A 14595-nucleotide genomic window follows, 5' to 3' on the forward strand; every position below is an offset into this window, starting at 1 on the left:
TTATTGAAGTACAGACGTAAAAAAGGGCGCATCAGCGCCCTTTCTCGTATCTGCAATGAGGAATAATTACAGAATTTCCAGCAGCTCAACTTCAAAAGTCAGTGCGCTGAAAGGTGGGATGGACGCACCAGCACCACGTTCGCCATAAGCCAGGTTATGAGGGATATACAGCTCCCACTTAGAACCGACTGGCATCAGGGTCAGGGCTTCGATCCAACCAGCAATAACACCGCTGACCGGGAATTCAGCCGGTTCACCACGCTGTACGGAGCTGTCGAACACGGTACCGTCAATCAGTTTACCTGTGTAGTGAACGCGCACACGGTCCTGACGGCCTGGGATCGGGCCTTCGCCCTGAGTGATCACAGAGAATTGCAGACCCGATTCAGTGCTGGTGACGCCATCACGCTGTGCGTTGGTGGTCAGGAACTCCTGGCCTTCCACTGCCAGAGCTTCTTGGCGTTGCAGACGCACCGCATCAGCACGCTCGTGAACTTCACGCAGAGCACGGTGAACAACGTCAACAGGAACCGCTGGCGTATTCCCTTCCAGCGCATCGCGTAAGCCTGCCAGCAATGCGTCAGGCTCTAAACCCTGTAAACCTGATTCCTGCAATTGTTGACCGACCTGCAAGCCGATACCGTAGCTTGCCTGCGCTTCTACACTGTCAAATGAAGGGGTTGTCATGGAGTTTCCTTTAGTCTTTAAATAAGTCGAACGCGCAGCATAACAGCGCGCGGCTTTTGGGTAAAATTCTCTCTTAAGCAGGGAGACACTGACCGCAGATCTGCACGAAACAGATCGGATTTTTGGTATTTATTGCGCATCAACAGACCGTTTGCGTGCTATTTGTGCGTTGTTCCTTTTCGCATCAAGCAGTTAACCAGCTATACTTAGCGGGAAAATCCGACAGAATAATCGGGCATGATTTTTTTCTGTTAACTCTGCAAGTTGTGTGTAAGAAAGAGAGGTTGTCATGGGCAGAATCCCGCCCAGGAGAAGGAAAGCCATCCGCATTTATCAACCCATGTTGAGATCCTGGATTGCCATTATGAAAAGGCCGATGCGTGACACTACGCCGCTGTCTGAAAGCGACGAATCCCCGGAGCAGCCAACCTTGCGGCCATTAAAGATGAGTCAGGCAAAAGCGTGGGCCTGTAAAGTCTGGCACATGAGCGATGATTTCAACTGGATGTCACCACTGCCCTGCGTCCATCGCCGCTGGATTATCGTCAGTGTACTGGTGGTTTTGCTGGCGCTGCTGTGGCCTTATTCGCCGCCCAACAGCTATTCGCCATCGCAACCGCAGCAACCGGCATCGATTCCCATGCAGGCTGACCTGAGAAATGAGCAAGGGCGCACCACGCAGCTTGCCCAGCCTCAGCCGGTCCAGCCACAACAGCAACAGGCGGCCTCTGAGCCGCCTCAGCCTATTGCTCAGGAAAACTGGAAGAGTTATCGGGTTCAGTCCGGTCAGACGCTGGCACAGCTGTTCCGTGACAATAATCTGGCAGTAGGGGATGTCTTTGCGATGGCACAGGTCGAAGGGGATCAAAAACCGCTGAGTAATCTGAAAGCCGGGCAGGAAGTAAAAATACAGCGTAATGCGCAGGGTGCAGTGACGTCACTGCAAATCACTAATGAACAGAATTCGACAGTGCTTTTTACCCGTCAGGCCGACGGCACTTATCAGCGCAGCCGCTAATGAGCACTTCTGAAGTTTTGCAGAGTAGCCTAAATAACGGCTTGCGCTAAAAAGCAAAACGCCGGCACAAGGCCGGCGTCTCACAGGTTAACCTCAGCGTTATTACGCTTCAGCAACCACAACGACATTCAGTTTAGCGAATACGTCGCTGTGTACCTGGAACTCAACTTCGTGTTCACCAGTGGTACGCAGAACGCCATTCGGCAAACGAACTTCGCTTTTTGCAACTTCAACGCCAGCTGCAGTCACTGCATCAGCAATATCGCGAGTACCGATAGAGCCGAACAGTTTGCCTTCGTCGCCTGATTTAGACGAGATGGTGACTGAACCCAGTTCATTGATTTTAGTTGCACGAGCTTCTGCAGCGCCCAGAACTTCTGCCAGTTTGGCTTCCAGTTCTGCACGACGTGCTTCGAAGAACTCAACGTTTTTCTTGGTAGCAGGAACAGCTTTGCCCTGTGGTACCAGGAAGTTACGAGCATAGCCCGCTTTAACGTTAACTTGATCACCCAGGCTACCCAGGTTTGCTACTTTATCAAGCAGAATAACTTGCATTACCTTACCCTCTCAAAGTCGTTTATGGACAGTTGCCGATTACTGATGACGATCAGTGTATGGCAACAGAGAAAGGTAGCGTGCACGCTTGATACAACGAGCGAGCTGACGCTGGTATTTTGCACGAGTACCGGTAATACGGCTCGGGACAATTTTACCGCTTTCGGTAACGTAGTTTTTCAGCGTAGCGATATCTTTGTAATCAATCTCTACAACGCCTTCCGCGGTGAAACGGCAGAACTTGCGACGACGGAAATAACGTGCCATTAGGCTAGTCTCCAGAATCTATCAATTCAATCTGCTCGGCATGTAACACCACTTTGTTCAGTCCATTGCGCCCTTGATGGCAACTAATGAATCCGGAAACAGTGAGTTGCGTGCCGACCGTTATACTGTGAGTTAATGCTTGTGACGCTTGTCCACTGACAACCACAGGCATTCTGCACCATGTTTGTCGGTTAAATCCGGCCTCCTGCTGCTGCGAGCGGTGCTCAAGCACGAACTGGCAGTGAGGAATGCCCGAAGGACTAACTTTACGCATGGGGGTCTTGCACACTGTGCCGGACAACACCAGACGATTCGCCGTCACGGCAATTACTCTTCAGAATCCCCAGCTTCAGCATCATCATTAGCTTCGGCGAAATCTTCACGACGATCACGACGTTCGTCTTTCGCTTTAACCATTGGAGATGCTTCAGTTACCGCGTGTTTAGTACGCATAACCATGCTACGGATAACGGCGTCGTTGAAGCGGAAGTTTGTTTCCAGCTCATCGATCGCTTCCTGCGGGGCTTCAACGTTCAGCAGAACGTAGTGAGCTTTGTGCAGTTTGTTGATCGGGTAAGCCAGTTGACGGCGGCCCCAGTCTTCCAGACGGTGAATCTGACCAGCAGCGTTAGTGATTACTGCACTGTAACGCTCGATCATGCCCGGAACCTGTTCGCTTTGGTCAGGGTGTACCATAAATACGATTTCGTAATGACGCATAGAATTGCTCCTTACGGATTATTCAGCCTCCTGTCAGGGTCAACCGCGGCCCATGGAAGCAAGGAACGTGTTATGTGTGCGGTCGAAAAAATGACGCGCAATTATATGTACAGCCAGCGGGAAACTCAAGGAATAAGACAGATTAATTATTCGCCCACCGTCAGCCCGGTTTTTACAGGTGCTGGCGGAAGAATGTGGTGGCTTGTGCCGACGCATGTACGCTGACTCTGTGCTTAGCGCCCGGCTCGGTGAGGAAAGTCAGGCTAGTGTCATTTCCACTTGCTTTCATTTCATCGCGCAGCCGCTGGCTTTCACCAAAAGGGACCACATCATCTTCTTCGCCATGCCAGACAAACAGCGGACGTTTAGCAAGCAGCGCCGTTTTTCCACTGATATCCCAGCTCATCAGCGGTGCATGGCCACGCTGGAAAATCTCTCGCTGAGTCGCGGCGCCAGCCTCATAGGCAGGAAAAAGATGTTCGGATAACGCATTAAAGTAACCCGACCCCATCAGACAGGCGGCGACTTTTATCCAGGGGAAACGTACCAGGGAAGCCATAGTGACCATACCGCCCATCGACACACCACCCACGCCCAGGCGGGCAGGGTCCGCCAGACCACGGCCGACAAAGGACTCTTTCAGTATTCCTAGCTCATCAACATTGCTTTGCAAAATCGACCAGAAGTTAGCCAGTAAGCGACTTTCGTCGCCATCAGCCCGCGCACCGTGCAGCGGTGCATCCGGTAAAATGACCCGATACCCCACCTGTGCCAGCAGGTAACCAAAGTAGGAGTAAATCTCTTTCGAGGAGGTAAAACCGTGATGGAAGAAAATGGTTGGCAGTGAATGGTGATAATGGCCTGCAGGTACCGCGTGGATTAGCTGTATACCCTGTACTTCTTCCTGATACATCTCAATCATCAGACCACTCCCGTTTCAATCAATGAGGATAAAATCCCAGCAAGAGCGCTATTTTATCCCCCTCAGTCAAAGCTACCACTCCCTTTTTGGCATGATTTATAACCACATCGCACAGCAACAGTTGTGATCGCCCCTCTCGCCAGCAGCGGGCATTAAGCGCTACACTGTTCCTATTGCCCTCATGCCGGATAACCTGATGAAAATCCATCACCTGACCTTGTCCCTGCTCTTGATTGCCGCGCTGAGCGGCTGCAGCACGCTGACCCAAACGACGCCGGTCGCTCCCCCGACCCCGACGGCCAAAGCACAGCAGATCACCCGTGCGCAGACATCAACGCTAACCAAACTGGGCAATATTACCGCCGAAGCGATCGGCAGCCCGATGGATGTCGAAGCCGAAATCCAGCACAAAGCTGACGCTGCAGGGGCGCGTTATTACGTGATCATGTTTAACAGCGAAACAATTATTCCCGGCCGCTGGTACTCTTCGGCCATCCTGTACCGTTAAATATTATTCCGCGCCGATGGCCCGGTTTAACAACTGCTGGCAGAGCCTTTCAGGCAGCAGGCTTTCGCCACGATCGTCCAGCGCCATCCGGCACCAAGCATCGGCCAGCGGCGGCGCGGAAAATTCCAGCATCTGCGCGGCGGTCAATAAGTTGAAGATTTGCGACGTCAGCCAGCGCGCCTGAGCCTCATCTGGCGCACGTAAACGTTGCAAAAGCTGGCGGGCCGCGCGGTCGAATAAACGGTTCTGGCCGCGCACCTGATGCAAAACGTGTTGTATCAGTTCTGTGGCGGCAGGCAGTTTTTTCAGCGTCCGCAGCACGTCCAGACACATAATATTCCCCGAACCCTCCCAGATACTGTTCACCGGCATTTCGCGGTACAGACGCGGCAGCTCGCTCTCTTCGCAATAGCCGATCCCCCCCAGCGCCTCCATGGCCTCGGCAACAAACCGCATCCCCTGACGACAGACTTCAAATTTAGCCGCCGGTGTCAGTAAGCGACTCAGCACCTGTTCGCCGGGGTTGTGAGGTGCACCGGTCGCGGCTGCCAGCCGCATCAATATTTGTGTCTGACCTTCGAGGCGCAGCGCCATTTTGCTCATGACCTGACGCATTATAGGCTGTTCCACCAGCGCCTTGCCGAAAGCCTGCCGCTGGAAGACGTGATAGAGCGCGACCGACAGCGCGCGGCGCATCATCGCGTGGCTGCCCAGCGCACAGTCAAACCGCGTATGAGCGCCCATGCGCAGAATGTGACGTATGCCCTCACCTTCGTCGCCCAGCAGCCAGCCGGTGGCATTACGGAACTCCACTTCGCTACTGGCGTTAGAGCGGTTCCCCAGCTTGTCCTTCAGCCGTTCGATATGAATGGCATTGCGCTCGCCATCCGGCAAAACACGCGGCAGGAAGAAGCACGACAAACCGCCGTTGGTTTGTGCCAGCACCAAATGAGCATCACTTTGCGGAACGGAGAAAAACCATTTGTGGCCGGTTAGCCGGTAAGCATTGCCTGGGCCGTGCCCTTCCAGTGCCGTGGCCCGCGTGGTGTTGCTCAGTACGTCCGAACCGCCCTGTTTTTCGGTCATACCCATGCCGATCAGCACGCCTTTCTTCTGTGCTCCGGGCTGCAGATGCGGGTCGTACCGGTCCGAAAGCAGCGGCGTCAGCCAGTGGCTGAATTCAGGCGGAAGGGTTTTCTTAAGTAATGGAATGGCGCCGAAGGTCATGGTTATGGGGCATAACGTCCCCGCCTCGACCTGCGCGTGCAATATAAAACGGGCCGCGCGCGCCACCGAAGAACCTATTCTGGCTTCCTCTTCCCAGGGCAGATTATGCACCCGGTTGGCGATCAGCCCCTGCATCAGCAGATGCCAGGCCGGATGAAAGCGCACGTCGTCCAGACGCTCACCTGTGGCATCAAAACGCAGCAATTCTGGCGGGTTAACGTTAGCCAGACGGCCAAGTTCGAGAGATTCAGCCGAACCAAGCTGCTGACCAAGGGAAGCCAAAACGTCGGCGTCCCATCCGGCCTGCTGGTGGCTCACGGCGTCACGCAGGGGCGAGTCTGAGAGGAATAAGTTGCTGTTGCTTAACGCTTTAGGCTGATTAAAAACCCGATGTGTTTGCCAATCCATAGTGTTCTCCTTGCCGGGTGGTTAAGGCGAAGTGACGATGGGATCAAGTATGGTAAAAACTGGGAGATTTACAGGCGGGTGGATCACAAAGGCGGGAATGTAAAACGGGAACCCTGAGGCTCCCGTTTTGGTATCGGACAAAGTGTGCCTGATATCAGGCTTTCAGCGCCCGCTGACGTACGGCTTCGAACAGGCAGACGCCGGTCGCTACCGAGACGTTCAGGGAAGAGACCGAGCCAGACATTGGAATGCTGATCAGCTCATCGCAGTGTTCACGGGTAAGACGACGCATACCTTCGCCCTCTGCGCCCATCACCAGCGCCATCGGGCCGGTCATTTTACTCTGGAACAAGGTATGGTCAGCTTCACCGGCAGTGCCGACGATCCAGACATTGTGCTCCTGTAAAACGCGCAGAGTTCGGGCCAGATTGGTCACGTTAATTACCGGCACGTTTTCGGCAGCACCGCTGGCAACTTTCTTAGCGGTCGCATTGAGCTTGGCAGAGCGGTCGCGCGGAACAATCACAGCGTGCACACCGGCTGCATCGGCGGTACGCAGGCAGGCACCGAGGTTATGCGGGTCCGTCACGCCATCCAGTACCAGCAGGAACGGGCAGTCTACGCTTTCCAGCAGCGCTGGCAGGTCGTTTTCCTGATACTGACGCCCTTCGCGGACACGGGCAATAATGCCCTGATGCACAGCGCCTTCGGACTTCTCGTCCAGCCACTGGCGGTTCGCCACCTGAATCACAATGCCGCTGGCTTCCAGCTCATCGATCAGCGGTTTCAGACGTTTGTCATCACGGCCTTTAAGAATGAAGACTTCCAGAAAGCGCTGTGGATCGTTGTCGAGTAAGGCTTTAACGGAATGAATACCGAAGATAATTTCGCTCATGATGCTCTTAAAAATAGAATTGCGGACATCATGCTGTCCGCAATTTAACGAAGGATTACGGGCGATTCTATCATCGACTGATTAAAGCATCAGTGAATTAATTATCGCCCGGAGCCGCGAGGCAAAGGCCGTTAACTCTGTTCTGGCTTTTTCTTTGCACGTTTGGCTTTGGTGGCTGACGCGATTTTTTGCGTTTGGTCAGAAGGCTTTTTGGCCTTCTTCGGTTTGCCATCTTTGCCAACGGCACTCACAGCTTTCTCTTTTTTCGGCTTGGCGGTCTTGGCGGGTTTTGCCGCTTTCGCGTCGTCTTTACGGAATGCGCTGTCCGGCTCGAAATTAGCCCCTTTCTTACCAGTACGGCGACGCCCGGCGTTGGCAGGACCGTTCGGACGCATAGCGCGCTCACCCGGATTTTTAGCGCGATCGCGGGCGGTTTTGCCTTCACCGCGTGGTTTACGGCTGCTGGAAACCAGGGCAAAGTCGATTTTACGCTCATCCATGTGCACGGCTTCTACGCGGATTTCAACGGTATCGCCGAGGCGATATACCATCCCGGAAGACTCACCGATCAGACGCTGACCAATGTTGTCATAACGGTAGTAGTCATTATCCAGCGTGGAGACGTGAACCAGACCGTCGATGAACAGGTCATTGAGGCGCACAAAGAAACCAAAGCCGGTGACGCTGGCGATGATACCGTTGAAGACTTCGCCGACGTGATCCTGCATGAAGTCACATTTGAGCCAGTCCGCCACGTTGCGGGTGGCTTCGTCCGCACGGCGTTCGGCCATGGAACAATGCTCGCCCAGTTGCAACATGTCGTTGTAATCACTGTGCCAGCCGCCAGTTGGCGTCCAGCGCTCTTTCAGATTGCCATGCTCTTTCGCCAGTAAATACTTAATGGCGCGGTGCAACGCAAGATCAGGATAACGACGGATTGGCGACGTAAAGTGACCGTATGACTGCAAGGCCAGACCGAAGTGTCCCCGGTTTTCCGGATCATAAATCGCCTGTTTCATCGAACGCAGCAGCATCGTTTGCAGCATTTCGCGATCAGGGCGATCAGCCAGTTCATCCATGATTTTGGCGTAATCCTTTGGTTCAGGCTTCATACCGCCGCCCATCACCAAACCCAACTCACCCAAGACGCTTTTCAGCGCAGAAATATGGTCATCACTCGGACGGTCATGGACGCGGAACAGTGCAGGTTCGTTATGTTTTTCAACAAAACGCGCGGCCGCGATGTTCGCCAGAATCATGCACTCTTCAATCAATTTGTGAGCGTCGTTACGCACGGTCGGTTCGACACGTTCGATACGGCGTTCAGCGTTGAAGATAAATTTGGCTTCTTCGGTTTCGAAAGCAATACCGCCACGTTCTGCACGCGCCTGATCCAGTGCTTTATACAGGGTGTGCAGTTCAAGCAGGTGCGGCACCAGCGGGTTGTAATGCTCACGCAGCTCTTCGTCGCCTTCAATGATGCGCCAGACTTTGTTATAGGTCAGGCGGGCGTGAGAGCTCATCACCGCTTCGTAGAATTTCGAGCCGGTCAGTTTGCCTTGCGCAGAAATGGTCATCTCACAGACCATACACAAACGGTCAACCTGTGGGTTGAGCGAGCAAAGACCGTTGGACAGCACTTCCGGCAGCATCGGTACCACCTGCGACGGGAAGTAAACAGACGTCGCGCGGCTGCGGGCTTCGTCGTCCAGCGCCGTACCGTGACGAACGTAGTAGCTGACGTCGGCAATGGCTACCCACAAGCGCCAGCCGCCACCGCGTTTTTTCTCACAGAATACGGCGTCATCGAAGTCACGAGCATCTTCGCCATCAATGGTCACCAGCGGCAAGCTGCGTAAATCGACGCGGCCCTTTTTAGCCTCTTCCGGCACCTGTTCGCTCAGGCCTTCAACCTGCTTAAGCACCTGCGGCGGCCAGACATGCGGGATTTCATGAGTGCGCAGTGCGATGTCCACCGCCATGCTGGTACCCATTTTATCGCCGAGCACTTCAACGATTTTACCGACCGCTTTGGTACGGCGCGTCGGGCGCTGAGTCAGTTCGACCACCACCATATAACCCATGCGCGCGCCATTAATGGCGTCGGCCGGGATCAGGATGTCAAAGCTCAGGCGACTGTCATCAGGCACAACAAAACCTGCACCGGCGTCGGTAAAGTAGCGGCCAACAATCTGGCTGACCTTAGGCACCACAACCCGAACGATACGGGCTTCGCGGCGGCCTTTACGGTCAGTGCCAATCGGCTGTGCGAGAACCACGTCACCATGGATACACATTTTCATCTGTTCAGCGGACAGATAAACATCGTCTTTTTTCACGCCTTCAAGGCGCAGGAAACCGTAGCCATCACGGTGACCAATGACGGTCCCTTTCAGCAGGTCCAGACGCTCCGGCAGCGCGTAGCACTGGCGGCGGGTAAAGACTAATTGCCCGTCACGTTCCATCGCCCGCAGGCGACGACGCAGGGCTTCCAGCGATTCTTCGCCAGATAAATTCAGTTCATTGCCCAGCTCTTCACGGCTGGCTGGCGCTTCACGTTTGGCCAGATGCTCAAGAATAAATTCACGGCTGGGAATAGGTGATTCGTATTTTTCTGCTTCTCGTTCCAGGAATGGATCTTGTGACATAGCGGTTCCTCCGTTGTCATCAGCAGTTTGTTGAAACTCTTTCATTCAACAAGCAATAATTTGTAGAGCGGTGAATTGTCCCTGACCATGTCAGCCAGAGTGTATTCATTGAGCTCATCAAGAAAATGTTCAACAGCAGTGTGTAATACCTGCTTAAGTCGGCATGCGGGCGTGATATGACAGAAATCTCCTGCGCAATTCACCAGCGTCAGAGGTTCAAGTTCACGCACCACGTCACCAATACGGATGGTTTCAGCGGGTTTACCCAGCTTAATGCCACCGTTCTTACCCCGTACCGCAGTGACCAGTCCAGCCCGGCTTAACTGATTGATGATTTTCACCATATGATTTCGCGATACACCATAAACGTCAGTGACCTGCGAAATGTTGGTCATCTGATCGCTTGGCAACGACGCCATATAAATCAGTGCCCTTAAACCATAATCAGTAAAACTCGTTAACTGCACACATACCTCTGGGTCGTAGTTTACCCGGTCTTTCTACGTCAACTATGACAACAGGGTGAAGAAGATTGTTTAAGTTTGCTATTAGATGATAAACCAGCCACGAAGTTTGCGACTAATCATTTAGATAGTGGATGCTTTATAGAAAGTAAACAAGCGCAGGCGGGAAGAAAAATTTTCTGTATAAAACAAAAACCGGGCGCGATGCCCGGTTAGGATTCTATGGCAGCATTTGCCACTAACAGACGGGTCTGTTATGCGTCAAATGGGTCACGCAGGATCATCGTTTCGTTACGATCCGGGCCAGTAGAAATGATATCAATCGGCACTTCGGTCAGCTCTTCGATGCGTTTGATGTAGTTAAGTGCCGCTTGTGGCAATTTACTGACTTCTTTAACGCCAAAGGTCGTGTCGCTCCAGCCTGGCATGATTTCGTAGATTGGCTCGATACCTTCCCAGCCCTCTGCTGCCAGCGGTGTAGTCGTCATTTCGCGGCCATCAGGCATGCGGTAACCGATACACAGCTTCACTTCTTTCAGACCGTCCAGCACGTCCAGTTTGGTCAGACAGAAACCAGACAGGGAGTTGATCTGCACAGCGCGACGCACAGCAACGATATCCAGCCAGCCGCAACGACGGCTACGACCGGTGGTCGCACCAAATTCGTTACCTTGCTTGCGCAGGAATTCGCCGGTTTCGTCAAACAGTTCAGTCGGGAACGGACCGGCACCCACGCGGGTGGAGTAGGCCTTAACGATACCCAGAACATAATCAACGTAACGAGGACCAATACCTGAACCCGTTGCAACGCCGCCAGCAGTGGTGTTGGAAGAGGTCACGTACGGATAGGTACCGTGGTCGATATCGAGCAGGGTGCCTTGCGCGCCTTCGAACATGATCAGATCGCCACGCTTACGCGCGCCGTCGAGCAGTTCAGAGACGTCAACCACCATGGCTGTCAGGATGTCAGCGATAGCCATGACATCATCCAGCGTTTTCTGGTAATCAACCGCTTCCACTTTGTAGTAGTTCACTAACTGGAAGTTATGGTAATCGATGATTTCTTTCAGCTTGATAGCGAAAGTTTCTTTGTTGAAGAGGTCACCAACGCGCAGACCGCGACGGGCAACTTTATCTTCATAAGCAGGACCAATACCGCGACCGGTGGTGCCGATGGCTTTATCGCCACGCGCTTTTTCGCGCGCCATGTCCAGAGCGACATGGTAAGGCAAGATAAGCGGGCAAGCTTCAGACAGTAACAGACGTTCGCGTACAGGGATGCCACGAGCTTCAAGTTGGCCCATTTCTTTCATTAAAGCGTCAGGCGCCAGAACAACACCGTTACCGATGATGCTTTTGACGTTATCACGCAAAATGCCAGAAGGAATTAAATGAAGAACGGTTTTTTCACCGTTAATAACCAGAGTATGACCGGCGTTGTGACCGCCCTGATAGCGCACAACATATTTAGCCCGTTCAGTCAGCAGGTCAACGACCTTGCCCTTCCCTTCGTCACCCCATTGAGTGCCTAGTACGACGACGTTCTTACCCATCTCAGAATCACCAGGTTGCTTAAAAAAGGATTCTAACATCTCAATCCTGGGTTTCCAGCACTTTTAGCATACGGTTGCGTGAAAAACTCGGAATACGTGCTACGCGTCAGAGTGAGAAGTGACAGGGAATATGTAACAGATCTTCAACCACCGCCATGATTACGCAACATGTAGTAAATTACGAAGCCTGCAACCACAAGTGCCCCGCCAAATCGGCGTAAAATGCTGTCGGGAAGCTGAGTCATAGATTGGATCATTTTTCTCCACCCTTTCGGATAAAGCATCGGCCCCAGGCCTTCCAGAACCAAAACCAACCCCAACGCTAACCAAATACTTGAGTTCATTTTGCGTAATTCTCAGTGTGCTTATCGAATCTACATAAAACAAAAGGCCCGGTTAAGGGCCTTTTGGCTAACGGCAAACCATTAAGGTTTGGTTTTATCCGGCGACTTCATAAAGCGGAAGAAGTCGTTGTCCGGGCTCATGACCATAACGTCATTGCCGCTGCTGAAGCTCTCTTCATACGCACGCAAACTACGGATGAAGGCATAGAAGTCAGGATCCTGGCTGAATGCATCCGCAAACAGTTTGGCCGCTTCGGCATCACCTTCACCGCGGGTAATACGGGCGGTACGTTCAGCTTCTGCCACGGTACGGGTTCTTTCGTAGTCGGCAGTTGCACGCAGTTTCTCAGCTTCTTCCAGACCCTGAGAGATGTGGCGCAAAGCAACCGCATTACGTTCAGCACGCATACGGTCGTAGATTGCGCTGGACACTTCCTGCGGCAGGTTGATTTGCTTAAGACGAACGTCGATAACCTGAATACCCAGTGCTGCCATGCTGTTTGGGTTCACCGCTGGCTGTTTGCCATTGGTTTCCTGCTCAACACGTTTAGCCACAGAGGCAATTGCATCATCGGCTTCTGTTGTCGCTTCGACCTCTTCAGCAGAACCGTTGTTCAGTGCATCACGGACATCCAGCGTCAAACGACCACGTGAGTCGGTTACGATGTCTTTCACATCCAGACGACCGATTTCAGAACGCAGACGGTCACTCAGTTTACGTTTCAGCAGAACTTCGGCCTGGGAGACGTCACCGCCGCCGGTTGCCAGATAGTAGCGGCTGAAATCGCTGATGCGCCACTTCAGATAGGAGTCAACGATCAGGTCTTTCTTCTCGCTGGTCACGAAGCGGTCAGCCTGGTTGTCCATGGTCTGAATACGTGCATCCAGAGTTTTCACTGACTCAACAAAAGGCACCTTGAAGTGTAAACCTGGCGCATAAACCAGCGGTTTGTTTTCGTTGTCACGGAGGACTTTGCCGAAACGCAGAACGATGCCACGCTCGCCTTCCTGAACAACAAACAGTGAAGCATAAAGCGCCACCAGCACCACAACGACGATAAGTAAAAATGACTTACGCATTGTTATTCTCTCCCTACGCGAAGTGTATCGTCACGCTGTGCGTCAGCACGGCGTTGGTCCATGACACTGCCAGACGAACGGGAACCGCTGTTATTGGCACTGCTGTTCAAATTACCCAGTGAAGTTGGCGATCTTGGTGGCAGAAGACCGCCTTGATCGTTGCCCTTACCTGCGGCAGCGTTACCGCCACGCAACATCTGGTCCAGAGGCAACATCATCAGATTGTTGCTCTTGTCGCTGACCAGAATTTTACGGGTATGGCTAAGAACATTTTGCATTGTTTCGATATACAGACGCTCACGGGTAATTTCCGGTGCGGCTTTATATTCAGGTAACAATTTGGCGAAACGCGCCACTTCACCCTGAGCTTCCAGAACGGTACGATCTTTATACGCTTTAGCATCTTCCAGCTTACGTTGTGCTTCACCATTTGCCTGCGGCTGAATCTGGTTGGCATAAGCTTCTGCTTCACGGATAGATTGTTGTTCTTTCTCACGGGCGGCAATCGCGTTATCGAATGCGGCTTTCACTTCTTCAGGCGGACGTGCCGTCTGGAAGTTGACGTCCTGCACCGTGATGCCCATTTTGTACGGACGAATGGTCTCTTCCAGTACACGTTGGGTATCGCTACGGACCGTAGTACGGCCTTCGGTCAGAATTTTATCCATGGTGTATTTGCCAATGACACCACGCAGCGCACTGTCTGTCGCCTGGCTCAGACTGTCATCCGCGTTAGCAACGCTATACAGATAAGCTTCAGGATCGGTGACGCGGTACTGCACGTTCATTTCAACGCGCACGACGTTTTCGTCGGAGGTCAGCATGACGCCAGAGGCCGCCAGTTCGCGCACGGATTCGACGTTAACCGCACGAACCTGATCAACAAACGTTGGCTTCCAGTTCAGACCGGGTTGTACCAGATGGCTGAATTTGCCAAAACGGGTAACAACACCGCGCTCGGCTTCTTTGATCGTATAGAAACCACTGGCGGCCCAGATGACAACGACGGCGACGGCAGCGATGCCGACAATGCGTCCACTCATGCCATTTTGCGGACCCGATGTATTACCGGTTCCGTTACCATTACCTGATCCTTTACCGCCGAAACTGCTCAGCTTTTTGCTGAGTTTACGGAAGATATCATCAAGATCCGGCGGACCCTGTTCTCGGCCGCCTTTGTTGTTATTACCACCAGAATTATTTCCACCAGAGTTGCCGCTATTATTGCTGCTGCCCCAGGGGTCGCGGTCCTGTCCGTTATTACCGGGCTGATTCCACGCCATGTTATAGCTCCATTAT

Annotated in this window: 16 protein-coding genes; 2 read left to right on the top strand and 14 right to left on the bottom strand. The window is 53.0% G+C overall.

Annotated elements, in window-relative coordinates; translation table 11 throughout:
* Positions 1-66: 66 nt before the first annotated feature.
* Positions 67-687 carry an FKBP-type peptidyl-prolyl cis-trans isomerase gene (gene fklB, locus ACZRKO_RS17295; RefSeq protein WP_463738465.1) on the bottom strand — a complete coding sequence of 207 codons (621 nt, stop codon included), beginning with the start codon at positions 685-687 and terminating at the stop codon, positions 67-69.
* 289 nt (positions 688-976) lie between these two features.
* Between fklB and ACZRKO_RS17300 the strand changes: the two genes are divergently transcribed.
* Entirely contained in the window at positions 977-1705 is a 729-nt protein-coding gene (locus tag ACZRKO_RS17300) for a LysM-like peptidoglycan-binding domain-containing protein (protein WP_463738466.1), read from the top strand.
* A gap of 102 nt (positions 1706-1807) precedes the next feature.
* Here ACZRKO_RS17300 and rplI read toward each other — a convergent pair whose 3' ends face one another.
* From rplI to yjfP, 5 genes are all read right to left on the bottom strand, one after another.
* Positions 1808-2260 carry a 50S ribosomal protein L9 gene (rplI, locus tag ACZRKO_RS17305; RefSeq protein ID WP_463738467.1) on the bottom strand — a complete coding sequence of 151 codons (453 nt, stop codon included), beginning with the start codon at positions 2258-2260 and terminating at the stop codon, positions 1808-1810.
* Between the two features lie 39 nt (positions 2261-2299).
* The gene (gene rpsR / locus ACZRKO_RS17310; RefSeq protein WP_004392491.1) at positions 2300-2527 is read right to left on the bottom strand and encodes a 30S ribosomal protein S18; all 228 of its coding nucleotides are present in this window, start codon (positions 2525-2527) and stop codon (positions 2300-2302) included.
* 4 nt (positions 2528-2531) lie between these two features.
* Complete coding sequence (gene priB, locus ACZRKO_RS17315) at positions 2532-2849, bottom strand: primosomal replication protein N (RefSeq protein WP_463738468.1); 318 nt, start codon at positions 2847-2849, stop codon at positions 2532-2534.
* 5 nt (positions 2850-2854) lie between these two features.
* Positions 2855-3247, bottom strand: a complete 393-nt coding sequence (rpsF, locus tag ACZRKO_RS17320; protein ID WP_013573776.1) for a 30S ribosomal protein S6 — start codon at positions 3245-3247, stop codon at positions 2855-2857.
* A gap of 172 nt (positions 3248-3419) precedes the next feature.
* The gene (yjfP, locus tag ACZRKO_RS17325) at positions 3420-4169 is read right to left on the bottom strand and encodes an esterase (protein WP_463738469.1); all 750 of its coding nucleotides are present in this window, start codon (positions 4167-4169) and stop codon (positions 3420-3422) included.
* 196 nt (positions 4170-4365) lie between these two features.
* On the opposite strand from yjfP, the gene bsmA reads away from it, so the two are divergent.
* Complete coding sequence (bsmA, locus tag ACZRKO_RS17330) at positions 4366-4677, top strand: biofilm peroxide resistance protein BsmA (protein ID WP_463738470.1); 312 nt, start codon at positions 4366-4368, stop codon at positions 4675-4677.
* 3 nt (positions 4678-4680) lie between these two features.
* On the opposite strand, the gene ACZRKO_RS17335 is transcribed toward bsmA, so the two are convergent.
* The 8 genes from ACZRKO_RS17335 to hflK form a co-directional block, all read right to left on the bottom strand.
* Entirely contained in the window at positions 4681-6312 is a 1632-nt protein-coding gene (locus tag ACZRKO_RS17335) for an isovaleryl-CoA dehydrogenase (RefSeq protein WP_463738471.1), read from the bottom strand.
* A gap of 154 nt (positions 6313-6466) precedes the next feature.
* Positions 6467-7207 (bottom strand): 23S rRNA (guanosine(2251)-2'-O)-methyltransferase RlmB, encoded by a 741-nt coding sequence (gene rlmB / locus ACZRKO_RS17340; RefSeq protein WP_463738472.1) that lies wholly within the window; start codon positions 7205-7207, stop codon positions 6467-6469.
* 131 nt (positions 7208-7338) lie between these two features.
* The gene (rnr, locus tag ACZRKO_RS17345; RefSeq protein WP_463738473.1) at positions 7339-9855 is read right to left on the bottom strand and encodes a ribonuclease R; all 2517 of its coding nucleotides are present in this window, start codon (positions 9853-9855) and stop codon (positions 7339-7341) included.
* 41 nt (positions 9856-9896) lie between these two features.
* A complete protein-coding gene (gene nsrR, locus ACZRKO_RS17350) occupies positions 9897-10322 on the bottom strand; it encodes a nitric oxide-sensing transcriptional repressor NsrR (protein ID WP_463738474.1) in 426 nt (141 codons plus the stop codon).
* A gap of 251 nt (positions 10323-10573) precedes the next feature.
* Positions 10574-11872: an adenylosuccinate synthase gene (locus ACZRKO_RS17355; RefSeq protein ID WP_463738534.1), complete on the bottom strand. Its 1299-nt coding sequence runs from the start codon at positions 11870-11872 to the stop codon at positions 10574-10576.
* A 143-nt stretch (positions 11873-12015) separates the two neighbouring features.
* The gene (locus ACZRKO_RS17360; RefSeq protein ID WP_463738475.1) at positions 12016-12216 is read right to left on the bottom strand and encodes a DUF2065 domain-containing protein; all 201 of its coding nucleotides are present in this window, start codon (positions 12214-12216) and stop codon (positions 12016-12018) included.
* 81 nt (positions 12217-12297) lie between these two features.
* Positions 12298-13296: a protease modulator HflC gene (hflC, locus tag ACZRKO_RS17365; RefSeq protein WP_463738476.1), complete on the bottom strand. Its 999-nt coding sequence runs from the start codon at positions 13294-13296 to the stop codon at positions 12298-12300.
* A gap of 2 nt (positions 13297-13298) precedes the next feature.
* A complete protein-coding gene (gene hflK / locus ACZRKO_RS17370) occupies positions 13299-14579 on the bottom strand; it encodes an FtsH protease activity modulator HflK (RefSeq protein ID WP_463738477.1) in 1281 nt (426 codons plus the stop codon).
* Between the last annotated feature and the right edge of the window lie 16 nt (positions 14580-14595).

The organism is Ewingella sp. C233, from assembly GCF_055407225.1.